At 63.6% G+C, this 22,680-nt stretch carries 21 protein-coding genes, 1 tRNA gene and 1 pseudogene; 5 read left to right on the forward strand and 18 right to left on the reverse strand.

Annotation, left to right across the window (positions count from 1 at the left end):
* Nucleotides 1-30: 30 nt before the first annotated feature.
* The 4 genes and pseudogenes from CCR94_RS10835 to CCR94_RS26645 form a co-directional block, all read right to left on the reverse strand.
* Complete coding sequence (locus CCR94_RS10835; RefSeq protein WP_104507864.1) at nt 31-1,041, reverse strand: LPD7 domain-containing protein; 1,011 nt, start codon at nt 1,039-1,041, stop codon at nt 31-33.
* A gap of 11 nt (nt 1,042-1,052) precedes the next feature.
* Nucleotides 1,053-1,280, reverse strand: a complete 228-nt coding sequence (locus CCR94_RS10840) for a hypothetical protein (RefSeq protein ID WP_104507865.1) — start codon at nt 1,278-1,280, stop codon at nt 1,053-1,055.
* A 430-nt stretch (nt 1,281-1,710) separates the two neighbouring features.
* Nucleotides 1,711-2,148, reverse strand: a pseudogene (locus CCR94_RS26640) (relaxase/mobilization nuclease domain-containing protein); the annotation flags it as partial.
* On the reverse strand, nt 2,145-2,678 hold the full coding sequence (locus CCR94_RS26645) for a plasmid mobilization protein (RefSeq protein WP_104507866.1): 534 nt from the start codon (nt 2,676-2,678) through the stop codon (nt 2,145-2,147). The pseudogene CCR94_RS26640 and the gene CCR94_RS26645, both read right to left, overlap by 4 nt.
* Nucleotides 2,679-2,845: 167 nt before the next feature.
* On the opposite strand from CCR94_RS26645, the gene CCR94_RS10850 reads away from it, so the two are divergent.
* Entirely contained in the window at nt 2,846-3,160 is a 315-nt protein-coding gene (locus tag CCR94_RS10850; RefSeq protein WP_146089960.1) for a hypothetical protein, read from the forward strand.
* Nucleotides 3,161-3,381: 221 nt separating this feature from the next.
* Here the strand turns inward: CCR94_RS10850 and CCR94_RS24565 are convergent, their stop codons facing one another.
* The 4 genes from CCR94_RS24565 to CCR94_RS10870 all read right to left on the reverse strand — a co-directional run bounded on the left by CCR94_RS24565 (nt 3,382) and on the right by CCR94_RS10870 (nt 7,263).
* On the reverse strand, nt 3,382-4,023 hold the full coding sequence (locus CCR94_RS24565; protein WP_146089961.1) for a YlcI/YnfO family protein: 642 nt from the start codon (nt 4,021-4,023) through the stop codon (nt 3,382-3,384).
* A 59-nt stretch (nt 4,024-4,082) separates the two neighbouring features.
* On the reverse strand, nt 4,083-5,522 hold the full coding sequence (locus tag CCR94_RS10860; RefSeq protein ID WP_104507869.1) for a hypothetical protein: 1,440 nt from the start codon (nt 5,520-5,522) through the stop codon (nt 4,083-4,085).
* A 749-nt stretch (nt 5,523-6,271) separates the two neighbouring features.
* Nucleotides 6,272-6,661 (reverse strand): PIN domain-containing protein, encoded by a 390-nt coding sequence (locus CCR94_RS10865; protein ID WP_104507870.1) that lies wholly within the window; start codon nt 6,659-6,661, stop codon nt 6,272-6,274.
* A gap of 155 nt (nt 6,662-6,816) precedes the next feature.
* Nucleotides 6,817-7,263: a hypothetical protein gene (locus CCR94_RS10870; protein ID WP_104507871.1), complete on the reverse strand. Its 447-nt coding sequence runs from the start codon at nt 7,261-7,263 to the stop codon at nt 6,817-6,819.
* Between the two features lie 280 nt (nt 7,264-7,543).
* Between CCR94_RS10870 and CCR94_RS10875 the strand changes: the two genes are divergently transcribed.
* Nucleotides 7,544-9,472: an alpha amylase C-terminal domain-containing protein gene (locus CCR94_RS10875; RefSeq protein ID WP_244594030.1), complete on the forward strand. Its 1,929-nt coding sequence runs from the start codon at nt 7,544-7,546 to the stop codon at nt 9,470-9,472.
* Nucleotides 9,473-9,599: 127 nt separating this feature from the next.
* Here the strand turns inward: CCR94_RS10875 and CCR94_RS10880 are convergent, their stop codons facing one another.
* The 8 genes from CCR94_RS10880 to CCR94_RS10915 form a co-directional block, all read right to left on the reverse strand.
* Complete coding sequence (locus tag CCR94_RS10880) at nt 9,600-11,144, reverse strand: ammonium transporter (RefSeq protein WP_104507873.1); 1,545 nt, start codon at nt 11,142-11,144, stop codon at nt 9,600-9,602.
* Nucleotides 11,145-11,212: 68 nt separating this feature from the next.
* A complete protein-coding gene (locus CCR94_RS10885) occupies nt 11,213-11,551 on the reverse strand; it encodes a P-II family nitrogen regulator (protein WP_104507874.1) in 339 nt (112 codons plus the stop codon).
* Between the two features lie 236 nt (nt 11,552-11,787).
* Nucleotides 11,788-12,675, reverse strand: coding sequence for an acyl-CoA thioesterase II (gene tesB, locus CCR94_RS10890; RefSeq protein WP_104507886.1), 888 nt, complete (start codon nt 12,673-12,675; stop codon nt 11,788-11,790).
* A gap of 78 nt (nt 12,676-12,753) precedes the next feature.
* Nucleotides 12,754-14,064: an ammonium transporter gene (locus tag CCR94_RS10895; RefSeq protein ID WP_104507875.1), complete on the reverse strand. Its 1,311-nt coding sequence runs from the start codon at nt 14,062-14,064 to the stop codon at nt 12,754-12,756.
* 20 nt (nt 14,065-14,084) lie between these two features.
* Nucleotides 14,085-14,423: a P-II family nitrogen regulator gene (locus CCR94_RS10900; RefSeq protein WP_104507876.1), complete on the reverse strand. Its 339-nt coding sequence runs from the start codon at nt 14,421-14,423 to the stop codon at nt 14,085-14,087.
* Between the two features lie 141 nt (nt 14,424-14,564).
* The gene (locus tag CCR94_RS10905; RefSeq protein ID WP_104507877.1) at nt 14,565-14,798 is read right to left on the reverse strand and encodes a Trm112 family protein; all 234 of its coding nucleotides are present in this window, start codon (nt 14,796-14,798) and stop codon (nt 14,565-14,567) included.
* A 9-nt stretch (nt 14,799-14,807) separates the two neighbouring features.
* The gene (locus tag CCR94_RS10910) at nt 14,808-15,479 is read right to left on the reverse strand and encodes an LON peptidase substrate-binding domain-containing protein (protein WP_104507878.1); all 672 of its coding nucleotides are present in this window, start codon (nt 15,477-15,479) and stop codon (nt 14,808-14,810) included.
* 10 nt (nt 15,480-15,489) lie between these two features.
* Nucleotides 15,490-16,395, reverse strand: a complete 906-nt coding sequence (locus tag CCR94_RS10915) for a thioredoxin family protein (protein WP_104507879.1) — start codon at nt 16,393-16,395, stop codon at nt 15,490-15,492.
* Nucleotides 16,396-16,608: 213 nt separating this feature from the next.
* Between CCR94_RS10915 and CCR94_RS10920 the strand changes: the two genes are divergently transcribed.
* A tRNA-Gly gene (locus CCR94_RS10920) sits at nt 16,609-16,683 on the forward strand.
* A 187-nt stretch (nt 16,684-16,870) separates the two neighbouring features.
* Here CCR94_RS10920 and cysQ read toward each other — a convergent pair.
* Nucleotides 16,871-17,683 (reverse strand): 3'(2'),5'-bisphosphate nucleotidase CysQ, encoded by an 813-nt coding sequence (gene cysQ, locus CCR94_RS10925; protein WP_104507880.1) that lies wholly within the window; start codon nt 17,681-17,683, stop codon nt 16,871-16,873.
* Nucleotides 17,684-17,876: 193 nt separating this feature from the next.
* On the opposite strand from cysQ, the gene cysD reads away from it, so the two are divergent.
* Both cysD and cysN read left to right on the forward strand, forming a co-directional pair.
* Complete coding sequence (cysD, locus tag CCR94_RS10930; RefSeq protein ID WP_104507887.1) at nt 17,877-18,779, forward strand: sulfate adenylyltransferase subunit CysD; 903 nt, start codon at nt 17,877-17,879, stop codon at nt 18,777-18,779.
* Nucleotides 18,779-20,629 carry a sulfate adenylyltransferase subunit CysN gene (cysN, locus tag CCR94_RS10935; protein WP_104507881.1) on the forward strand — a complete coding sequence of 617 codons (1,851 nt, stop codon included), beginning with the start codon at nt 18,779-18,781 and terminating at the stop codon, nt 20,627-20,629. Before cysD ends, cysN begins: the two co-directional genes overlap by 1 nt.
* A gap of 9 nt (nt 20,630-20,638) precedes the next feature.
* Here the strand turns inward: cysN and lepA are convergent, their stop codons facing one another.
* Nucleotides 20,639-22,441 (reverse strand): translation elongation factor 4, encoded by a 1,803-nt coding sequence (lepA, locus tag CCR94_RS10940; protein ID WP_104507882.1) that lies wholly within the window; start codon nt 22,439-22,441, stop codon nt 20,639-20,641.
* Nucleotides 22,442-22,680: the final 239 nt, after the last annotated feature.

The following is a 22,680-nucleotide window of genomic DNA, read 5'->3' on the forward strand; positions in this document are numbered from 1 at the left end:
ACATAATGGCCGGCGCCGCCAAATGCGCGTTTACAGCTTCATCGTTGAGAGGCTGGCGTCATCCTCAGGGGCGGCGCCCAAGTCAGGCTGCGTCTGATCACCGCCGCGCGCCGCAAGCCGCGCCCGCGCGGCGGCCTCGACAGCTTCCCGGCCTTTGGCGGCGATTTCTGTCGATTCGGATGCGACCCCTTCGCATTCTAGCGCGAAGACGGCTTCCGCCTGCGCTTTGTTTTCGTCGATTGCGCGGTCGACCCGGCGCCGTCGTTCGGCCCTGTCAAAGTCTTTTTGAAGTTGATCGACTGTCGCCTTGGTCTCAGCATGACGATTGAAGGCGTCCCGAAAAGCGTCGTGTGCGGCTTCGAATTCACCTTGCGCCACGTTCAGCCGACGCCGAGCGGCGCCACGGCTAAAAATTCCGGCCGATTCCAGCGCCGCTTCAGCGGCGTCGCGTTCGTGCCTGCGGGCGTTTCGCTCGCGCCTGAGATCGCTGCACGCCTGATTGGTTAATTGTTCTGCTTCACGGGCTGCAACAAGGGAAGGTGGCGGCGCCATCGGCGACCGGATCTCCGCAAGGCGGGCTTCGGCGGACGCGCGGCGGCGCTGGAATTCCGCGACAATCTCGGCGGGGGCGCGTGCAGGCGGCGGTTCGGTCGGCTCGACCTTGCAATCGGGCGGCGGATCGATCACCGTGACGGGAATTCCCGCCGCTTCAAACTGGCGCCGCGCCTCGCGCACGAAATCCTCGTCGCCCCAGATTTTAACTGCGCTCCAGCCCTTCGCTTGCGCCGCCGCGACGAGCATCGCGACGACTTGCTGATCGGCGCCCGACGCAAGAATTCGGTCGCCCTCATCGCGAACCCATCCTCCATTCGTCAGTTTGATCAGCCGCTCTTGCACGTCGATATAGCAAAGCGCGGAGATGAGGGCCGGCGACAGGTCGGCGCCGAAAAGCCGCCGCCACAACGCTGCTTTCGCTTGCTCGACGTCGATGGCTATCGTGCGCCCATTCCGGGCGCGGCGCCGCGCCACCGCATCGGCCAACTGTAGCTCGATTAACGCTCGCTGGTTCCGGCGGTGGGCGGCAGCAGGATCAACAACAGCGTGTCGAGTTTGGCGTCGATCCGGACCAGCAAATCGAGGACAGGCGATTCTTCCGCCGGCGCCATCAGACCCAGTATCGTCTCCGCCGTCGCTTTCGTCTCGACCACGTCGCGCCAAATCTTCTTTCCGTGCCGGACGAGCAGCGGGGCTTCGTCTGCGGGACTCATTTTTTCGCTCATTCGTGTCTTCCTTCCTATTCTTTGGCCGCGCCATCTCAGCCTCCAGCCTTGAAATGGCGGCCTGTCGTGTGACGCCGGCCAACCTGTCCAGCGCGCCGATGGCGGCCCCATCTGCCGTCCTTACGATCGGGATCGGTCGACGATCGCCCCAGCCCAAACGCAAGCCTTCCGCCGCTAGCGCACTGACGAGATTCGTCGATCCCCATGCGGCGCGAACTGCGGCCCGCGCCGCCGGCAGATCGAGCCCCTCCCGGGCCGCACGCTGACGACTTGCCGACGACATCGCGCTGCGGGGCAAGATTGAAGCCGGTCCAGCCGCATCCAGCGCGATCGCAACATCTTGTCGCCCCATGCGCGTCAAATGCCGCGTGACAGCATCGGTGCGGCGCGAACGGGTCAAAGGTTCGCCGAAGTCGAACTCGCATGTGCGGGCGACCGCTTCCAATCTTGCGAACGAGCCACGCGCATCGATCGCCCTGCCGTCGGCGCCGACATGCGCGATAACAAGATGCCAATGCGTCGCCGCCCCGCCCTGCATCGCTCTTGGCTTGTCGGTGTGTTCCACCGCGACCCATGCATGATCGTCCGCCCCCAGTTCTGCGAGAACTCGCCGAAACGCCTCGTCTCGCTGACTCGGGGGCCATGGGCAGGAAGGATTCAACGTCAAATGATGGAAGCCTATGGTGGCTTTCCGCGATAGAACCAGCGAGGATCGCAAGTCGCCTAGAATTTCCGTCAGCGGCAGAATCGGAGACGCTCCCGACGACGCGGCTATGCGAACGGTCTGGCCGGAGGATTTCAACAGATGGGCGGCGAGGCGACGAGCATCTCCCCCCGTTCGTCCATGGGGCGTGCACGTAATGATCACTCACGACCGCGTCCGTCTTGTTCGAGCAGCACCTGTCGGATCGCCGCCAGTTCTCTTGCGACGCGTTCGTAAGCGTAGGTTGCATCCGCCGAGGCGAGACGCCCAGTCGCATTTGCGACCCGGGCGACCTGGTTGAGCAAATTGCCGATCTGACCGAGTTTCCCGACCGCTCGCGCTGTCTCCTGAGCCAAGGCGTCTCGTCGCATGACTGCGGGCGGCAGGGGACGCCCTGCCGCCGACAACGCCGCGTTCCGGACGAAAACGCTCGGAGCCCGGCCACATGCCTTCGCTGCGGCAATGACCGACAGGAACTCCCTTTCGGAAAGGCGAACTGACATTGGCTGGCGTGCGAGCGACTCCCGCGATGGCGGGGCGCGGGAGCAAGTCGCGTCGCCGGCGCTATCTGCTTTGCCGCCGGCGCACAAAGCGTCAGGAGTGTATTGGTGGTCCACGGAGGCTTCCTTCTGGCCGGCCTGGATGTGTAATACATCCCATTGCTGGCTTTCTTCGCTTCCGTAAATCTGAATCATAGCTCAGAATTGATCAATGTCGCCGTAATACGGAAAGAGAAAAAACAATTTCGAAATTCAAAATATAGACAAATGTATAAAATAATCAGAAATTGATTTTGCGTCGCCGATTCGTTCTTGAGATTGAAGCGATCGCAATTAAGATGTCAAAATGAAGGAGGTATTCAGTGACCGATTGGGACTCGCTTGCAGGCGCGGCTGGACTTAAAGAGCCGCGGATACGCCCAATATTCAACCGCTCTGGAACGTTGATGGCGTGGGAACTCGGGCCAATCCGAGTTTATTTCGGCGAGCAAGGCGAACACTGGGCGAACATTTGGGCGAAAAACATTTTTGCGACGATCGACCGAATCCCTGTCGCCGACAGCCGGGGCCGCCGTCGGCTTTTCGCATCGCCCAATCCCGCCCTGAAAGCCGCGCTGATCGAGCTGGCGCGTCGTCGCCGTCACGGAGATGAAGAGCGCCATGCTCAAAATTGTTGACCTGGCACTACGGGATATTTTTTGGCGAAATCTCCGCGGACTGACCCGAACTGCCAAGAGGCATGAATAAGGCGCGGAGTTCTCGATGTCTGCGCCTTCTTGTTTTGGCTGGTCTCTTCTCCGGGCAAAGCCTCGGGCCGAGGAAGTATCTGGCGTGTTGTCTTCAGCCTCGTCGCCTTTTGATGTGGCGGCACAATGCCGAGGCTCGCGCTGCATTTGCCTCACTTGGACTTGCGGGTTTTGCGCGTATTGGGCTTGGGATCGAACAAGTCTCCTTGCGATGCGCCCGCCACGTAGGCCCTGAGCGCCCGCCTCACGACCTGACTGATCGTCTCGTCCTCACGATGAACTTTCAGCCGAACCGCCGCGAGCAGGTCGCAGGGTATGCGGATCGGAGGCAAGGTGGTTGAACGTTCCTTTTCATCTGGGTTGAGCATGTGACTGACCTTCATATGTTTTGTCGATGATTTCATAGGCGTTGTATATACAGAAGTTTGCTCGGGTTTTGGCGGCCCCGGGCCTCCCTGACGAGACAGTTCGGACCTGCTCTTCCTCGGGCCGGCCAACTTCCGCTTTGAGAATGTCGCGGCGCGCGCCATCCTGAACCGCCATATGCGACGCACCTCCCGCGAACCGTGGACTTGCCTCATTACGATCCAACGTTTTTGACAGCGGGACGGCGCGTGACCGATCGCCGTGCTGGAGTCGTGGGTTGCTAATGCGACAGCAAAGCCGATCCGCCCAGCGGGGCCGAACATCGGCAGCAACCTTGTCTCGTCCTCGCCGACAACGGCGCCCTCGGCGCGCGCGGCGCAATACGTTGATAGAAGCTCTGCTTTTCCGCTGTCGAGATGGACCTTCACGTCTTCCTGCTCCTGATTTTCTCCCGGCGCCAAAAATTCGGATGCCGGGGATCTAACACCTAATGTCCGGACGCGATGTCGCCGATGGCGGCGAGCCATTGACGGCGAACGGTTTTTTCGCTGAGAGGCCGATCCGTCAGCTTGAGGAAGCCCGCGACGCAGGCCGGAGTGGGCGTGCCGGCGCCGATGTTCGCAAGTCCCTGATAGGCATCGCGAATCCGGCGCCTGGTCGTTTCCGACTTCACGGCTGCGGCGTAGAGCGCGCCGACTCGTTGGCGAGCATGCTTGGGCAGGCCCTCGACATCGGCGGCGCAGGCGCCGCGATCAACGGCGCGGCAATTCGGCTTTGGATTCCACGCCTCGGCTGCGTAGCGCGCAACGTGGATGAAAATCGCGAAGGCGCGTTTTCTGTCCTCCCGCGTCGCCGCTGTCGCGGCGACATCGTGGCGACTGCGGTTTATCAGCAGGCGGCTCAAGGCGGGGCGGTCGTCGAGAGCTGCAAGGTAATCCGGATCGCCGACCTCGGCCATGGCGCGCAGGGCGTCGAAAGCAAGGCGCTGGAGAGCCAGGAACGTCCCATTCGAACCCGCCCCCGACAGGCCCGAGTCGCGCTGCGCGGCGGCGCGCGACAGGGTGGAAAGCTTCGCGCGTGTGTCGACGTGGCGGGCCCAATCCGCCAGCGTGGGGAAGTCGGTTTGATTCCAGATGACGCTGTCCCACACAGGCGACAGCGGCGACTTCCCTTTGAGCGGGAGCAGGCATGCCGTCGGATCGGCGCCAAGCTCAAGAAGAACAGCCGTGCAGCCGCCGACGACGCCCTTGAAGAAAGCGATCTGCTTCGGGTTGCAGCGTGGATCGGCCTCGTCGAACCAGACGGCGGCGCCGTAAGGCAGCAGCCACCACAGATGGGGGTGCGTGATCTTGCCTGTCGTTGGGCAAGAGCGTCCGACTGCGGCGTGGGGAAGGCACGGCAGACGACGTTGAGCGACGAGAGATTCAAGCCCCGTTCGCAATGCGTCCCATGACGCAAAATCGGCGTCCAGGTCGATTCTCCAGCCAATCCGCATTGTTCGATTCAATTCGAAATAGGCTTCGTCGAGACCGAGGATTTTGGCATCCGCAGACAGGAGCTGGCCCTTGGTCGGGCCGCACATCAGCCCCCCGTCGCCACGACGCGGCTTGGGCGTCGCGGCGACGAAACGCCGGAGCACGTGCGCGTCCTCGTCATTGGAGCGCAGGCCCGCCTCGACGAACGGATGAACGAAGTGGTCTCCGACGAAGCCGCCGCGCCACTCGAAGCCGATCGCGAGGCGCCGGGCGATGATGTCGCGGCGAACGATCGCGACTTCAACGAGCCTCTCGATGCCGTCGCAGGCCTCGAAATCACAGCCGTCGCGCTCGCGACGCCGCGCCTTCGCTTTGGCGCGCGCCTGCGAACGTTTGGCGAAATCCTCTTCGAAACGCGCGATCGACTCTGCTGATTTGAAACTGTCTTCCATGCCGAGTTCTTGATGTAATCCGTATTACGAACATCAAGTGTCAGCGTGAAAAAAGCATTTTGCAACATTTTTTAATTTACGTTGCTGGCAACGCTTGCACTGACGGCCATCACAAAGCGATTGTATTCTCAATTATATTACTCATCCTATCCGAACGTTTCCAACAAACTTACAATGTGCGTTACTGGCTACGAAGTTGTCCGATGAAAGCATGCGCTCCGCATCCGGCGCATTCGATTCCGGCGGGGCTTGTCGTCCCGACTTCAAGAGGTTCCGCCAACAATTCAAGACGCCATTCAAGCCTTGAATGGCGTCTTGAAAGCTAGCGCCCGGTGATCCATTCGCCGACAGGAAGAGCGCCAGAGGTCATGGATGGCGACATGCCTGATTTCATTGGCCCTGTCGCGTCGGCGGCGACGGCGTTCATGGAAGGATTCAAGCCTTGAAGTCGACCTTGCCGGCATGGGCGGCGACCGATCGAAAGTCGACCTTGCCGGCCCGCCCGCGCTGCGGCAGAACACGCATGTAGTCCGGTTTGTATCCCGGTCTGTAGTCCGCAACCCCATGCCGCGCCCGCGATCTTCAGGCAAACCGGGGGTGGCGGAGAGGTCTTCGGGGAGTCCCTCCCTCTCCGCCACTTATTTTGCCAATCACTTGAAATGTAAGGTATTTCGGCCCGACCTTCGGCGTGAGCTTAGGTGCGAGAGCTTGAACAAGCATGTGACAATTCGCACCCCCCATGCTCGCAATTACGCCTCACCGCCGTCAGCGTCGGCTGAAGCTGGATCGGCGTCCTCAGCCTTGAACGAATCCATCTGTGCGTCGGCCGGCGGAAGCGGAAGGTCGGCCGCGCCGATCACGTTGAACCGCCCCTTGGCCAGCGACTTGATGTGAGGATCGTCAGAGTAAATGATCGTCGCGCTCTCGACGGCGGCAATCGCGACGATCTGATCATCAAACTTGGCCTTCGCTCTCGGAACTTCGTTCTTTTTCCCGGACCCCGCTCGCGCCGCTTGGGTTGCTGCGAACTCGATCGCCGCCCGCTCGTCGAAGCCAGCGATCCGGAAATGCCGGGACTTATGAAATATGGCGAGCCAGTCTGGAGCCGCCTGTTGCGCCTTGACGAGCCGTTCCCCCATCGTCGGCGTCGGAACGATGATCTTCGCCTTGTTCCGCTGCAGTGTCGAACTCAGATAATCGAGTCGCGCCTTGCACTCCGTGACCGGCGCTCCAGTCGCCCTGTCTTCCGGAGCGTTCGCGTCGAGGAAATAGACATGGACGCTCGTATCAAAGGCTACGATAAATTGGCGTCCTCATTCCCATAACGATCTTCGAGGAGCGAGCGGACCGGATCGGGGACTTCGGGCCATGCGCTACCTTTGACCTTGCGCGGACTGGCCACGACCTGCGACAGCGGACGGTCCTCAAGTTCTTCAAAATTTTTGATCTTGAAATGTCTCAATTCCCAGGCGCCATCGCCGTGGCGGACCCACGTCCCTTCGTCGTGAAAGCGAAGCGCCGGCCCGAAGATCCTGCGGATGCGGTCCCGAACCTTCAATCTGGCTGGCGGATCCACATGCGCCTTTAGCCTGACCGAACCAGCTTCAATCGCGGTGAAATGGACCTGCTCGGCTTCGCCGAGCAGATCGGCAAGCGCAGCCATGGAGTCCGCGAGACGCCCCATCGGAATCGTCGCGGGCGTAAAGTTGTCTGCGATTCTGAACTGATAGTCGCCGTCCATCTTCAGCCTCCATCACGAAAGCCAACCATAGGGAATCAGGCCTCAGCCGAAATTGGAATCACTTTCGTGAACGCCGCAGCCCGCAAGGGGCGAAGGGGTTCCCGGCCTGACTGCGACATACTCGTTCACCCGATTGCCCTTGCGGCGGCTCCTGTCATTGACGGCGGACCGATCTCCATGGCCAACTGTAGCCTCGGCGCCGACGCCTGCCCGTTGACGCCGACGATCGCAGGAGATCAGGCCGATGCTGGATCAACGCGCAATTTGTTCCGATACGCCCATGGGCGCAACTGTCGTTCAAGGCGGCGCCACCTTTCGCGTTTGGGCGCCCCTCGCCAAAGCGGTTTATCTCAACGGCGTTTTCGCCGGAGCGGCATTCGACCAACAGACCGACGACCGCCTGCTCAGCAAGGATCCGTCGGGCTATTGGAGCGGATTTCAGGTCGGCGCGCGAGAGGGTGATCGATACCGGTTCTGGGTCGATGGCCTCGGCTCAAGCGGCTACAAGCGCGATCCCTACGCCAAGGAGCTTGATCCCGTCGGGTTTCCCAACGCGTTCAGCGTGATCCGCGACGACGGGTCCTATCCCTGGCATGACGCCGGATTTCGCACGCCCGATTTTGCCGACATGATCATTTATCAGGCGCATGTGGGGACATTCGCGGTCAAGAAACCGGGCGTGGCCTCCAATCTTCTCGATGTCGCCTGTAAAGTCCCTTATCTGGCGGCGCTTGGCGTCAATGTGCTGCAACCGCTCCCGATCGACGAGCAGGAAAACCATCCATCGATGGGATATGGCGGGGTCGATCTGTTCTCGCCGGATTTTCCCTATGTGGCCGGCGCTGAAGACCTGCAAGCCTATTGGCAGGCGATCAACGCCATGCTGGTGGCGAAGGGCTTCGCGCCTCTGCCGATCGAGAGCCTGACGCCGGCCCCGAACCAGGTCAAGGTTCTGGTTGACCTCTGCCACATTCACGGCATCGCCGTCGCCTTCGACGTGGTCTATAATCATGCCGGAGGTTTCGATTTCCAGGGCGCGCTTGACGACAATTGCCTCTACTATTTCGACCGGGCCAAAAATTCAGGGAACAACAACGACAGCCTGTATTTCACCGACAAGGACCGCGGTACCGGCGGCCTCGCCTTTGCGCTGTGGAAACGCGATGTCGTGGGGTATCTGTTGGACAACGCGCGTTATTACGTCGACAATTTTCATGCGGACGGTTTTCGCTACGACGAGATCAGCACGCTCCTGTCCACCAACCAGGGCGGGGGCTGGGCGTTTTGCCGTTCGCTGACCTCCGGCCTCAGGCAGCGCCAGCCCCGCCTGCTGCAAAACGCCGAATTCTGGCCCGGAGAGTTTCCCGACATCCCCGGATCGGCCCTCCCCATCATCGAGCCGGCTTCTTCCGGCGGCGCGGGGTTTGATGTCGTTCAGCACGATGATCTGAGGAACGAAATTCGCGGCGCGGTGCAGGCCGCCGCGACCGGTTGGCCGAACACGGTTCCGATGGGCGCCATTGCGGCGGCGCTCTATCCTCCCGGATTCGACCATGCGTGGCGCGCCGTCACCTGCATCGAGAACCACGATCTGGTGATGGCCGGACGCCAACAGCGCATCGCGGCCCTGGCCGACCCGTCCGACCATCGTTCATGGTATGCGCGCAGCCGAAGCCGCGTCGCCAACGGCCTGCTGCTGACGGCGCCCGGCATTCCCCAGATTTTCATGGGGCAGGAGTGCCTGGAGGACAAGCAATGGGACACGGCGCCGCTCGGTCCCAATCTGGTGTGGTGGCAAGGGCTGGAAGGCGCCGACCGCGCGATGGCCGACCATCTGCGGTTCATGACCGACCTGATCGCGCTGCGTCGCACCTATCCGGCGCTGAGAGGAGACCGGGTCAATCCCTTCCATGGCTCTGACGCCGACCGCATCCTCGCGGCGCATCGCTGGCTGGAGGGGAGCGGTCAGGATGTCGTTGTCGTCGCGTCGATGTCGAACTGGACCTGGTATAATTATGAACTCGGCTTTCCGATCCAGGGCGCCTGGCGCGAAGCGTTCAACAGCGACGTTTACGACCACTGGCCGAATCCCCAGGTGGCGGGAAACGGCGGGTGGGTCCATGCCTCGGGACCGCCAAGGCACGGGTTCACGGCCTCGGCGCAAATCACCATTCCGGCCAACAGCGTCCTGGTCTTCGTGAGAGGGTGACGCCAAGTCCGAACGGTCCATTTCCGTATAGATAGTTTCTCGATGTCTTGGCGCGTCCGTCCGCGTCCTCGACGAAAAAAGCGGCGGGTTTCCCCGCCGCTTCGCTGACCGGTGTTGAAGCCGGGTCTTAGTAGTTGTAGGCGCGTTCGCCGTGATCGGTGACGTCGAGGCCTTCGCGTTCCTGGTCCGTGGTCGGACGCAAGCCCACGATGAGATCGACGATCTTGTAAATGATCAGCGAGCCGAGACCCGACCACACCAGCGTGGCGCCGACGGCCGTGCCCTGCGCGATCATCTGCTGCACCATGTCATACGTGCCCGCATTGTTGCCGGTGATGTTGGTGTAGTCGGTGGTGCCGACGCCGCCGAGGGCGGGGTTCACCAGGATGCCGGTGGCCAGCGCGCCGATGATGCCGCCGATGCCGTGGACGCCGAACACGTCGAGCGCGTCGTCATAGCCGAGCGCGTTCTTCACGGTGGAGACGAAGAACAAGCAGGCCGGGGACACGACGAGGCCGAGCACCAGCGCGCCGATCGGGCCGGCGAAGCCGGAGGCCGGGGTGACGGCGACGAGGCCGGCCACGGCGCCCGAGATCAGGCCGAGCAGCGAGGGCTTGCCCTTGACCGCCCATTCCACCAGCAGCCACGACAAGGCGGCGGCGGAGGTGGCGACCATGGTGTTGACGAAGGCGAGCGAAGCCGTGCCGGAGGCTTCCAGAGCCGAACCGGCGTTGAAGCCGAACCAGCCCACCCACAGCAGCGAGGCGCCGATCATGCTCATGGTGAGCGAGTGCGGCGGCAACGCTTCCTTGCCATAACCGATGCGCTTGCCGATCACGATGGCGCCGACCAGGCCGGCGATACCCGCGTTGATATGCACCACGGTGCCGCCCGCGAAGTCGAGGGCGCCGACGCCCTTCATCCACGGAGCCAGACCGCCGGCGACCCAACCCACGCCCTGCGTGATGGCGTCGAGCTTGGCTTGCGCGGCGGCCTTGCCGGCTTCGTCGGTGGCGGCGGCCAGCGCCTTGGCGGCGGCGGCGACGTCATCGGGAGCGGCGACATACCAGACCCAGTGCGCGATCGGGAAATAGATGAAGGTCGCCCACAGCAGGATGAACAGGATGCACGCCGAGAACTTTATGCGCTCGGCGAAGGCGCCTACGATCAGCGCTGGGGTGATCATGGCGAAGGTCATCTGGAACACGAAATAGGTGAGTTCCGGAATCACCACGCCATTGGAGAAGGTCGCGACCGTCGCATCGGCGACGCCCTTGCCTTCCGGCGCGATCTTCAGGAAGGCCTTGGCGAAGCCGCCGATGAACGGGGTCAGCGCGCCGCCGTCGCCGAAGGCGAGGGAATAGCCGTACAGGGTCCAGATCACGCCGATTAGAGCGACGATGGTGAAGACCTGGGTCAGCACCGACAGCATGTTCTTGGTGCGGACGAGGCCGCCGTAGAACAGCGCCAGGCCGGGAATGGACATCAACAGAACCAGCACGCTGGAGGTGAGCATCCAGGCGTTGTCGCCCTTGTTGATCACCGGCGCGGCGGCCGCGGCGGCGGCCGGGGCGGCGTCCTCGGCATAGGCTGACACCGCGCAGAGCGCGACGCCGGCCAGCGCGAGGCCGAGCGCTTTCAGCCCGGTCTGGCGTGAGGGAAGGAATTGCATCATGGGACTCCTAGAACACTTGGGGAAAGCGCGGGCGCGTCGGCCGCGGGCCGGGCCCGTGGGAGGGATCAGAGCGCGTCGGAATCGCGCTCGCCGGTGCGGATGCGGATCGCCTGCTCCAGCGGGCTGACGAAGATCTTGCCGTCGCCGATCTGGCCGGTGCGGGCGGCGCTGGAGATGCTGTCGATCGCCTTGGCGACGAGGTCGGCGGGCACCGCCACTTCGATTTTCAGCTTGGGCAGGAAGCTCACGGCATATTCGGCGCCGCGATAGATTTCGGTATGGCCCTTCTGGCGGCCGTAGCCCTTCACTTCCGTCACCGTGAGGCCGTGCACGCCGACGGCGGTCAGCGCGTCGCGGACCTCGTCCAGTTTGAACGGTTTGATGATCGCCGTTACGATTTTCATCTGCTGATCCCTGTTTTTTGGCGAAATGTACCACTTCGCTTCTTGGGCGGGCCGGCCGGGCGCAGCCGGCGGCCTGCTCAGCCTTAACAAGGACCGTGCCAAAGCCGTGGGCGCCCTGAGTCCTTGGGGAATCCTTGCAAATTTGTCAGGATGCGCGGGCAATCCGCCTGCCGCGCAGGCACATGATTAAATTTTAGGCTAAGCTGACCGGTTCGCGCGCGGCGCTGCCTTTTTCGTCACCATTGCTCCAGCCCGGTCGCCGGTTCGCGTCGCAGGCGGATGAGTCCCTCCTGGGCGACCGAGGCGATCAGCGCGCCGTCGCGGCTATAGAGCGCGCCCCGGCTGAAGCCGAGGCCGCCGCGCGCGTTGGGGCTGTCCTGCACATAAAGCATCCATTCGTCGGCGCGGAAGGGGCGGTGCAGCCACAGCGCATGATCGAGGCTCGCCGCCTGGATGTCCGGGTGGAACACCGAGCGGCCGTGCGCGATCAGCGAGGTGTCGAGCAGGGTCATGTCGGAGAAATAGGCCAGCGTGGCGCGATGAACGGCGGGATCGTCGGGCAGGCGGCCGGTGGCGCGCACCCACACCTTTTGCACGGGATCGTCCTGCTGTCCCCGCGCGATGAAACGGCCGGGATCGACCGGGCGCATTTCGATGGGACGCTCGCGCTGGAAATAGCGGCGCACGGGTTCGGGCATTTGCGCGCCATAGCGCGCGATGAACACGCTTTCGTCGGGCAGGTCCTCGGGCGCGGCGACCTCCGGCGGCGCGAAGGCGTGTTCAAGGCCTTGTTCCGGGTTGAAGAAGGAGGCGGCCAAAGTGAAGATGACGCGGCCATGCTGGATGGCCTGACAGCGCCGGGTCGCAAAGCTGCGGCCGTCGCGAAGCCTCTCGACCTGATAGACGATGGGGGTGGTGGGATCGCCGCCGAGCAGGAAATAGGCGTGGAGGGAATGGGCCGCCGCATTGTGGACGGTGCGCTGCGCGGCGACGAGGGCCTGGGCGATGACCAGCCCGCCGAACACGCGCTGCCAGCCGACCTGAGGGCTGCGGCCCCGGAACAGATCCTCCTCGATCTTTTCGAGATCGAGAATCTCCAGCAATTCCTCGACCGCCTGCGTCATGGCCCACCCCTCATGAAAAACGCCGCGGCTGGGCCGCGGCGCCATTGGTTCACAGTTGAACGCTTGAGACGGCTCGGGTCAAGCGTGCAGCGTCTCGCCGTGCAGGGCGAGATCGAGACCCTCGCGCTCCTGGTCCGTGTTGGCGCGCAGGCCGATGAGGACATCGACGAGTTTCAGGACCAGCGCCGTGCCGACAGCGCACCACACGCCGACGACGACCACGCCGATTCCCTGGACGAGCAGTTGATGGGCGTTGCCCTCGAGCAGGCCGGATATGCCCGGCTGCCCGTCGGCGGCGCTCACGGAGGCCGTGGCGAACACGCCCGCCAGCAGCGTGCCGAGGACGCCGCCGACGCCGTGGACGCCGAACACGTCGAGCGAATCGTCGTAACGCAGCTTCATTTTCAAGACGGTCGAGGCCCAGAAGCAGATGACGCCTGCGGCGACGCCGATGACCGCGCCATGCCAGGGCAGCACGAAGCCCGAGGCCGGCGTGATCGTGCCGAGGCCCGCGACGGCGCCGGAGATCAGACCGAGCACGGAGGGTTTGCCGCGCTGCGCCCATTCGAGGCCGCTCCAGACCAGCGCGCCGGCGCAGGCCGAAAGATGCGTGGCCGTGATCGCATAAACCGCGCGCGGACCCACCGCCAGCGCCGAGCCGCCGTTGAAGCCGAACCAGCCCACCCAGAGCAGGCCGAGTCCGACCACGGCCATCGACAGGTCATAGGGCGACAGGTTTTCCTTGCCATAGCCCATGCGCTTGCCGACCATCAGCGCGGCGACGAGGCCCGCGACGCCCGCGTTGATATGCACCACCGTGCCGCCGGCGAAATCGATCACGCCCAGCGCGCCGAGGAAACCGCCGCCCCAGACCCAATGGGCCGTGGGGATATAGACCACGAACAGCCAAAGAATCGCGAACAGCGTGAAGGCGGAAAACTTCAGGCGGTCCGCCGTGGCGCCGCCGACCAGCGCCACCGTGATGACGGCGAAGGTCATCTGGTAGACGCAGAACAACAGTTCGGGAATGGTCTTGGCCAGCGGGCTGATCGAATTGAGGCCGATGTCGCGCAGGAACAGGGCGGAGACATCGCCGATCCCGGCGCCGTCGCCGCGAAAAGTCAGGCTGTAGCCGATGCCGAACCACAGCAGCGAAACCAGCGCCGTCGCCATCAGGCTCTGCGCCATGGTCGCCAGCACGTTCTTCTTGCGCACCATGCCGGCGTAGAACAGGGCGAGGCCGGGCAGGGTCATCATCAGGACCAGCGCGGTCGAAAGGATCATGAAGCCGGTGTCGGCGGCGTCGATTTTCGCCTCGGCCGCCAGAGCCGGGCTCGCGCATAGAAGCAGCGCCCCGGCGAAGCCGAGGCGGGAAGGGAGCAGTCTCATGGGAACCTCGCTGGGCGGCGTCAGACGGCGTCGTTGTCGATTTCGCCGGTGCGAATGCGCACTGCGCGTTCGATCGGGCTGACGAAAATCTTGCCGTCGCCGATCTGGCCGGTGCGCGACGCCAGTTGGATGGCGTCGAGCGCGGCCGTCACCTGTTCGTCGCGCACGACGATCTCGACGCGCAGTTTGGGCAGGAAGCTCACCATATATTCGGCGCCGCGATAGATCTCGGTGTGGCCCTTCTGGCGGCCATAGCCCTTGGCCTCGCTGACGGTCATGCCTTCGACCTTGATCTCCAGCAGGCGTTCGCGGACTTCATCGAGTTTGTAGGGTTTGATGATGGCGGTGATCAGTTTCATGACGGGAACCGGACGACAGACGTTGCATTGGGGGACGTCCGGAAGCTCTGCCATATTTTAGGCAGGTCGCACAAGACGAAGTCAGACAATCAAGGCAAACTTTGGGTCAAGCGACCAAATGCCGCACAAACAGCCTAATTATCAGGCAAAGTCATCTTCCAGGCGCCGCGCTTCCTCCGGCAACATGATCGGAATGCCGTCACGGATCGGATAGGCGAGGCGCGCCGCCAGCGACACCAGTTCGTTGTGCTCGGAATCGAAGCGCAGCACGGTCTTGGTGAGCGGGCAGACCAGGATTTCCAGCAGGCGGGGGTCGAGTCCGGCGGCGGCGGCGACGGATTTCCGCGTGGTGTCGTGTTCGGCTTCTTGGGTCATGGAACGGTCCTATTGCAGGGGGCGGTCGGAATGGGTGGCGCGCGCCAGGGCGATTTCCGCGAGCGCGAGCAGCAGGTCGGCGCGGCCGGTCAGACCCGACGCCTCCAGCAGCGCCTGTTTCTCCGATGGACCGAACGGCCCGATCATGGAGAAGATCGAGATCATGTCGAAGTCCGGCATGGCCTCGATGTCCTTGCGGGCGATCTCCAGTTTCATCGCCTTGGAGAGTTCGAAGGCGATGATGTTGAGCGCGTCGCGCCGCTGCGGCGAGATCGTCTCCTCGGGCGCGAAATCCTCGGCGAAGGGGGAGAAATCCACCCGCGCCTGGCGATAGGGCGTCACCGCCGCCAGTTCCTCCACCAGGCGGAAGCGCGCGATGCCGCTGAGCACCACGAAATAGCGGCCGTCGCCGGTCTCGGACATTTGCGTCACGCGGCCGGCGGCGCCGATGGGCCGCAGCGCCGGACGTTCGCCCGGCGCGCCGTCGCGGTCGTCGCGCGGTTGGATCATGCCGATGATTCGCTCCGACCGCATGGCGTCGTCGAACATGGCGAGATAGCGCGGCTCGAAAATGTTGAGCGGCAATTGCCCGCCGGGCAGGAGAATGGCGCCCGAGAGGGGAAAAAGCGGCAGCGCGGCGGGGAGGTCCGCGGGCGCGCGATAGGGTTTGTTCATCGCCATGGGGAATCCGTCAGGAGAACAACAGCGACGACAATTGCCGGCGCGCGGCCCGGGTCGCCGGATCGGTCGGCCCCCAGCTCTCGAAAAACTCCACCAACAGTTTTCGCGCCGCCTCGTCGTTCCACTTGCGGTCGTGCTTGACGATCACCAGCAGCTCCTGAGCCGCCGCCTCGCGTTTGCCCGCCGCGTTCAAGGCCACGGCCAGATCGTAACGGGCCTGGTGGTCGTGCGGCGCGCTTTCCACACGCGCCAGCAGCAGCGCCATGTCGCCGACCGAACTGGCCTTTTCCTCCAGCGCCAAGGCGGCGCGGGCGGCGGCGACGGCGGGATTGCCGGCGTGCTTGTCCGGGATATCGGCGAGAATCGCCCTGGCCTGTTCGGACTCGCCCTGCGCCAGGGCGCAACGGGCGAGGCCGGCGCGCGCCGCCGGATGGTCCGGATCGGTCTGGAGGATTTGCGCGAATCCGGCTTGCGCCACCGCAATCTGTCCCGCCTCGAGCAGGGCTTGCGATTCGGCGAGCAGCGCCTCGATATCGACCCCCTCGGGCCCGAGCAGGCTCTGAATAAAAGCCTTGATCTCGCCCTCCGGCAGGACTTCGGCGAAACCTTCGGCCATCTGGCCCTGGACGCAGGCGACCACGGTGGGGACGGACTGAATGCCCAGTTTCTGCGCGATCTGCGGGTATTCATCGACGTTCATTTTCGCCAGACGGACCTTGCCGGCGAACTGGCGCACGAGTTTTTCCAGCCGCGGCGTCAATTGCTTGCAGGGCCCGGAGCGCGGCGACCAGAAATCGACCAGCACCGGCCTGTTGAGGGAGTCCTGCATGACGTCGTCGCGGAAACTTTGCAGCGTGACATCGACGATATCGGAGCCGGAAGTCGCCGGGGTCGAAGGGGAGATTTGTCCGAGCATGACGCATCCAGGTTGCGGGCGAGACGGAATTTAACAGCTAAAATGGCGGTCGCGCCGCGCTTTCGCAAGCTTTTCGCGGCGCCCGGCTTCCGAATTTATCGCTCAGGCCGAGCCAATGACATTTTCACGAAAAAGACGGTTTGGCCCTGTTGCAATGTCGAGAGGTTTGCGGCATATAGCCCTCACGACGCGGCCAGCGTCGGCTTGACGGATGCGGGTGTAGCTCAGGGGTAGAGCACAACCTTGCCAAGGTTGGGGTCGAGGGTTCGAATCCCTTCGCCCGCTCCAGTCCAGCACAGAATGGTTTTGCGACGACCCGGCTGCTCCCCCAGCCGGGTCGTTGCTTTTTGCGCGCCCCGCGAGACATCAATTTGTCGAGCTACAGCCGTGCGCGGAAAAATTTATCCGACAGGGCCGCGCTTGCAGGACAGGCCGACGGATCGCGTCCGGCTGCTTCCGTGAGTCGGCGCGGCGATCAGCCGCCGCGCGCGCCCTTGGCCACAAAACCGGGGTTGGCGTAGCCGTCCTCGCCTTTGCCATAGATGAAGGCCGCGCCCTCAATGGTTTCGGTCCGCCCCCCGGCTGCGCGTAAAACCGCGTCGCCGGCGGCCGTATCCCATTCCATGGTGCGCCCGAAGCGCGGATAGACATCGGCGGCGCCTTCGGCGACCAGGCAGAATTTGATCGAGGAGCCGGAGGGCGCGGCGCCGCCGCATTTGTTGCGGGCGAGCCAGTCCTTGGTCTCCTGGTCGAGATGCGAGCGGCTCACCACCGCGACCGGCTTCTCCGGCGCGGCGCGGCAGCCGATTTCGCTCCAGGCGATGGTCGCGGGGTCGGTCGCGCCAATGGCGAGCGCGCCGGAGCGGGCGCGCGTCGCGCAACCGGTCCAGATGCGGCCCATCGCCGGCGCGAAAACAACCCCGCAGATCGGTTTGCCCAGGTGGATCAGCGCGATATTGACCGTGAACTCCTCCGTGCCGTGGATGAATTCCTTGGTGCCGTCGAGCGGATCGACCAGAATGAAGGCGTCGGCCCCGCGCGCGGCGGCCGGTTGCTCGGCTTCCTCGGAGACGACGGGAATCGCGGGCAGGGCGCGCGACAGCCGCTCAAGAATGACGCTGTTGGCGGCGAGATCGGCCTGCGTCACCGGACTGCCGTCCGCTTTCGACCGCACGGGCGCGCCCTTGCGCCAAAACTGCAGAATAGCGGCGCCCGCCGCCAACGCGGCCTCGACGAAGACATCGACGACGCCGGACAAATCCGGGAGGGGGGTCTGCTTTTCGGTCATGCGCGTTCCCTCCGTTTGTCGTGGTCGAGGTTCTAGCGTGACCAAAGCGGCGCGGCTCCCGCGCGTCAAGAGGAGACTCGCGCTTGACGACGGCATAACGGATATTCCGCCGACGATGGCGCCCGCAACCCCTTATTATCTAGACACCTTGCACGAAATATCCCAAGGCTTCGCCGGACATCAGGACATTTCCATGGCCCTTTCCGAACAGCTGCGCCGTCTGGAAGCCGAATCCATTTTCATCCTTCGCGAAACCGTCGCGGAGTTCCACAATCCGGTCATGCTTTATTCGATCGGCAAGGATTCCAGCGTCATGCTGCATCTGGCCCTGAAAGCCTTTTATCCGGCCAAGCCGCCCTTTCCCCTGCTGCACATCGACACCACCTGGAAATTCCGGGAAATGATCGCGTTTCGCGACCAGACCGCCGCGCGGGTGGGCATGGATCTTCTGATCCACGTCAACGGGCAGGGGATCGCGCGGGGCGTTTCCCCGGTCGCTTCGGGTTCGTCGGTTCATACCCAGGTGATGAAGACTGAGGGGCTGCGGCAGGCGCTCGACCAGGGAAAGTTCGACGCGGCCTTCGGCGGCGCCCGCCGCGACGAGGAGAAAAGCCGCGCCAAGGAGCGCATCTTTTCGCATCGCAACGCCGCCCATGGCTGGGACCCGAAAAACCAGCGTCCGGAATTGTGGCGCGTGTTCGACACCCGCATTCAGCCGGGCGAGTCGATGCGCGTGTTCCCACTGTCCGACTGGACCGAAATGGACGTCTGGGATTATATCGCGGCGGAAAAAATCCCGGTCGTCCCGCTCTATTTCGCTAAATCCCGACCGGTGGTGCGCCGCGACGGCGCGCTGATCATGGTGGATGACGACAGGCTGCCGCTGCAACCCGGCGAGACGCCGGAACAGCGCAAGGTGCGTTTCCGCACGCTCGGCTGCTATCCGCTCACCGGCGCCATCGAATCGGACGCCGCGACGCTCGAAGACATCATCGTGGAAATGCGGGCGTCGAAAAACTCGGAACGCCAGGGACGGCTGATCGATTTCGACGAATCCGGCTCGATGGAAAAGAAGAAGCGCGAGGGCTATTTCTGATGCGTCTCCCGACCCTGCGTTTTCTCACCTGCGGTTCGGTTGACGACGGCAAGTCCACGCTGATCGGGCGGCTGCTTTGCGAGAGCAGCTTGATCCTCGACGACCAGCTCGCCAGCCTCGAACGCGATTCGAGAAAATTCGGCACGACCGGGGCGGACATCGACTTCGCGCTGCTGGTTGACGGTCTGGAGGCCGAGCGCGAACAGGGCATCACCATCGATGTCGCCTATCGCTATTTCTCGACGCCGAACCGCGCCTTCATTGTCGCCGACTGTCCCGGCCACGAGCAATATACCCGCAATATGGCGACCGGCGCCTCCAATTGCGACCTCGCCATCCTGCTGGTGGACGCGCGCAAAGGCCTGTTGGTCCAGACCCATCGCCACGCCAATATCGTGTCGCTGCTCGGCGTCCGCCACGTGGTGCTGGCGGTCAACAAGATGGATCTGGTCGATTACGACCAGCGCGTGTTCGCGCGCATCGTCGCGGAGTTCCAGGCCGCAAGCGCGACGCTCAAGTTCAAAACGGTCACGCCGATTCCGCTTTCGGCCCGGCGCGGCGACAACGTGTCCAGCCCATCGGCGAACATGGCTTGGCACAAGGGCGCGGACCTGCTGAGCTTCCTCGAAACCGCCGATGTCGAGGATGCCAAGGCCGAGCGTGCTTTCCGCTTCCCGGTGCAGTGGGTCAACCGCCCCGACCTCGATTTTCGCGGCATGGCGGGCACGCTGGCGTCGGGACGCATCGCCAGGGGCGACGAAATCGTCGTCGCCGCCTCGGGCAAGAAAACCAGGGTCGCGCGCATTGTCACCATGGACGGCGATCTCGATCATGCGGAGGCGCCGGAGTCCGTCACTTTGGTGTTTGCCGACGAGATCGACGCCTCGCGCGGCGACCTGCTGTGCGACCCGCTCAACCGGCCAGAGGTCGCCGACCAGTTTGCCGCCCATCTGATCTGGATGAGCGAGGAGCAGCTCTATCCCGGCCGCTCCTACCTGCTCAAATGCGGCGGCAATGTCGCGCCCGCCAGCGTCACCGAGATCAAGCACCGGCTGGATGTCGAGACGCAGGCGCACAATGACGCCAAGACGCTGCATCTGAACGAAATCGGCCTGTGCAATCTGGCCCTGTCCAGGCCGATCGCCTTCGACGCCTATGCCGACAACCGCGTCACCGGCGCCTTCATCCTGATCGACCGCGCCACCAATGGCGTGGCCGCGGCCGGCGTCATCGATTTCGCCCTGCGCCGCGCCAGCAATGTGCATCGCCAGCCCCTGACGCTCGACAAGGCCAAGCGCTCCATCCTGAAGCATCAGAAGCCGGTCATCTTGTGGTTCACCGGCCTGTCGGGCGCGGGCAAATCGACCATCGCCAATGTGGTCGAGGCCAGGCTGCTGCAACGGCGCGCCCACACCATCCTGCTCGACGGCGACAATGTCCGCCAAGGCCTGAACAAGGATCTGGGTTTTACCGAAGTCGATCGCGTCGAAAACATTCGCCGCATCGGCGAAGTCGCAAAACTGATGCTGGAAGCCGGGCTGGTGGCGCTGTGCCCGTTAATCTCGCCGTTTGCCGCTGAACGCCGGATGGTGCGCGGCCTCGTCGAGAGCGGCGAATTCATCGAAATCTTCGTCGATACGCCGCTCGAAATCTGCATCGCGCGCGACCCCAAGGGTCTCTACAAGAAAGCGCTGGCCGGGCAGATCAAGAATTTCACCGGCGTCGATAAGGCCTATGAGCGCCCGGAAGCGCCGGACATCACCATAGGCGCGGATTGCCCCGACCCGGAGCGGGCCGCGGACAGGATCATCGCCTATCTGGACGCGCGCGGGTATTTCGCCGTGGACTGACGCGGGCGCTCAGCTATCCATCTTCAAGGCCGCGATAAACGCTTCCTGCGGAATGTCCACCTTGCCGAACTGGCGCATCCGCTTCTTGCCTTCCTTCTGCTTGTCCAGCAGTTTCCGCTTGCGCGACACGTCGCCGCCGTAGCACTTCGCGGTCACGTCCTTGCGCAAGGCGCGGATGGTCTCGCGGGCGATGATTTTCGCGCCGATGGCGGCCTGGATCGGAATCTGGAACATGTGCTGCGGGATCAGTTCACGCAGCTTCTCGCACATGGCGCGTCCCCGCGACTCGGCCCGCGTCCGATGCACCAGCATGGACAAAGCGTCCACCGGTTCGGCGTTGACCAGCAGCGACATCTTGACCAGATCGCCTTCGCGATAATCGATGATGGCATAGTCGAACGAGGCATAGCCCTTGGAAATCGACTTCAGGCGATCGTAGAAATCGAACACCACTTCGTTGAGTGGCAGTTCATAGATCACCATGGCGCGCTTGCCGACATAGTTGAGGTCGATCTGCACGCCGCGCCGGTCCTGGCACAGCTTTAACACCGCGCCGAGGTAATCGTCGGGGGTCAGGATCGTCGCCTTGATCCAGGGCTCGTTGATCGCGGCGATTTTTACGGGATCGGGCATGTCGGCGGGATTGTGCAACTCGATCACGTCGCCATTGTTCATGGCGATCTTGTAGATCACCGAGGGCGCGGTGGCGATCAGGTCGAGATTGAATTCGCGCTCCAGCCGCTCCTGAATGATTTCGAGGTGCAGCAGGCCGAGGAAGCCGCAGCGGAAGCCAAAGCCGAGCGCGGCCGAGGATTCCATCTCGTAGGAGAAGCTGGCGTCGTTGAGCCTCAACTTCCCCATCGCTGCGCGCAAATCCTCGAAATCGGCGGCGTCCACCGGGAACAGGCCGCAGAACACCACGGGCTGCGCCGGCTTGAAGCCGGGCATGGCCGCGCAGGGCTTGCGTTCGTCGGTGATGGTGTCGCCGACGCGGGTGTCGGCCACCTGCTTGATCTGGGCGGTGATAAAGCCGACCTCGCCGGGGCCGAGTCGTTCGACGTCCTGCATTTTCGGGCGGAACACGCCGATGCGGTCCACCTCGTAATGGGCGCCGGCCGCGAGCATCTGGATTTTCTGGCCCTTTTTCAAAGAGCCGTCGAAAATGCGCACCAGTACGACCACGCCGAGATAAGCGTCGTACCAGGAGTCCACCAGCAGCGCCTTCAGCGGCGCGGTCTCGTCGCCCTTGGGGGCGGGAAGTTTGTTGACGATGGCTTCGAGCACGAGATCGATGCCAATGCCGGTTTTGGCCGAAATCGGCACGGCTTCGGAGGCGTCGAGGCCGATCACCTCCTCGATCTGCGCCTTGATGCGGTCGGGTTCGGCGGCGGGCAGGTCGATCTTGTTGAGCACCGGCACGATTTCGTGGCCGGCGTCGAGCGCGTGATAGACATTGGCCAGCGTCTGCGCCTCGACGCCCTGGCTGGCGTCCACCACCAGCAGCGAGCCCTCGCACGCCGCCAGCGAGCGCGAGACCTCATAGGCGAAGTCCACATGCCCTGGCGTGTCCATCAGGTTGAGAATGTAGGTCTTGCCGTCCAGCGCCTTGTATTCCAGGCGCACGGTCTGGGCCTTGATGGTGATGCCGCGCTCGCGCTCGATATCCATGGAATCGAGCATTTGCTCGCTCATGTCGCGCGCCGCCACTGTGCCGGTCTGCTGGATCAGCCGGTCGGCGAGCGTGGATTTGCCATGGTCGATATGGGCGACGATGGAGAAGTTGCGGACATTGTCAATTGGTTTGGCGCTCATTGGCCGCAGATAGCAGGCGGATCAAGCGAAAGAAAGGGCGAAGCGAAAAAATTCGCGCCGCCCCGATCTGCGGGCGTTACGCGGGCGAGGTCAGTCGCACCAGGCGCGGCGATAGCCGACCACATTGCCCCAATCGTCATAGACCGGACGGCGGCAACGCCGCTGCTCGGCCGCGCCGGCGGCGATGGCCCCGCCAAGCATCAAGGCGCCTATGCCAAGTCCGACGGCGGCGCCTCCGC

The sequence above is a fragment of the Rhodoblastus sphagnicola genome, from assembly GCF_002937075.1.
In the GTDB taxonomy this organism is placed as follows: Bacteria; Pseudomonadota; Alphaproteobacteria; order Rhizobiales; family Beijerinckiaceae; genus Rhodoblastus; species Rhodoblastus sphagnicola.

Bases quoted from the DNA above. Each gene is read 5' to 3' on its own strand.
- CCR94_RS10885 (WP_104507874.1), bottom strand. From the start codon at position 11,551: ATGAAAATCGTAACGGCGATCATCAAACCGTTCAAACTGGACGAGGTC.
- CCR94_RS10875 (WP_244594030.1), top strand. From the start codon at position 7,544: ATGGGCGCAACTGTCGTTCAAGGCGGCGCCACCTTTCGCGTTTGGGCG.
- CCR94_RS10860 (WP_104507869.1), bottom strand. From the start codon at position 5,522: ATGGAAGACAGTTTCAAATCAGCAGAGTCGATCGCGCGTTTCGAAGAG.
- cysN (WP_104507881.1), top strand. From the start codon at position 18,779: ATGCGTCTCCCGACCCTGCGTTTTCTCACCTGCGGTTCGGTTGACGAC.
- CCR94_RS10865 (WP_104507870.1), bottom strand. From the start codon at position 6,661: ATGGGGGAACGGCTCGTCAAGGCGCAACAGGCGGCTCCAGACTGGCTC.
- CCR94_RS10910 (WP_104507878.1), bottom strand. From the start codon at position 15,479: ATGGCGATGAACAAACCCTATCGCGCGCCCGCGGACCTCCCCGCCGCG.
- CCR94_RS26645 (WP_104507866.1), bottom strand. From the start codon at position 2,678: ATGATTCAGATTTACGGAAGCGAAGAAAGCCAGCAATGGGATGTATTA.
- CCR94_RS10905 (WP_104507877.1), bottom strand. From the start codon at position 14,798: ATGACCCAAGAAGCCGAACACGACACCACGCGGAAATCCGTCGCCGCC.
- tesB (WP_104507886.1), bottom strand. From the start codon at position 12,675: ATGACGCAGGCGGTCGAGGAATTGCTGGAGATTCTCGATCTCGAAAAG.
- CCR94_RS10880 (WP_104507873.1), bottom strand. From the start codon at position 11,144: ATGCAATTCCTTCCCTCACGCCAGACCGGGCTGAAAGCGCTCGGCCTC.
- CCR94_RS10915 (WP_104507879.1), bottom strand. From the start codon at position 16,395: ATGCTCGGACAAATCTCCCCTTCGACCCCGGCGACTTCCGGCTCCGAT.
- CCR94_RS10870 (WP_104507871.1), bottom strand. From the start codon at position 7,263: ATGGACGGCGACTATCAGTTCAGAATCGCAGACAACTTTACGCCCGCG.
- CCR94_RS10895 (WP_104507875.1), bottom strand. From the start codon at position 14,064: ATGAGACTGCTCCCTTCCCGCCTCGGCTTCGCCGGGGCGCTGCTTCTA.
- CCR94_RS10840 (WP_104507865.1), bottom strand. From the start codon at position 1,280: ATGAGCGAAAAAATGAGTCCCGCAGACGAAGCCCCGCTGCTCGTCCGG.
- cysD (WP_104507887.1), top strand. From the start codon at position 17,877: ATGGCCCTTTCCGAACAGCTGCGCCGTCTGGAAGCCGAATCCATTTTC.
- cysQ (WP_104507880.1), bottom strand. From the start codon at position 17,683: ATGACCGAAAAGCAGACCCCCCTCCCGGATTTGTCCGGCGTCGTCGAT.
- lepA (WP_104507882.1), bottom strand. From the start codon at position 22,441: ATGAGCGCCAAACCAATTGACAATGTCCGCAACTTCTCCATCGTCGCC.
- CCR94_RS10900 (WP_104507876.1), bottom strand. From the start codon at position 14,423: ATGAAACTGATCACCGCCATCATCAAACCCTACAAACTCGATGAAGTC.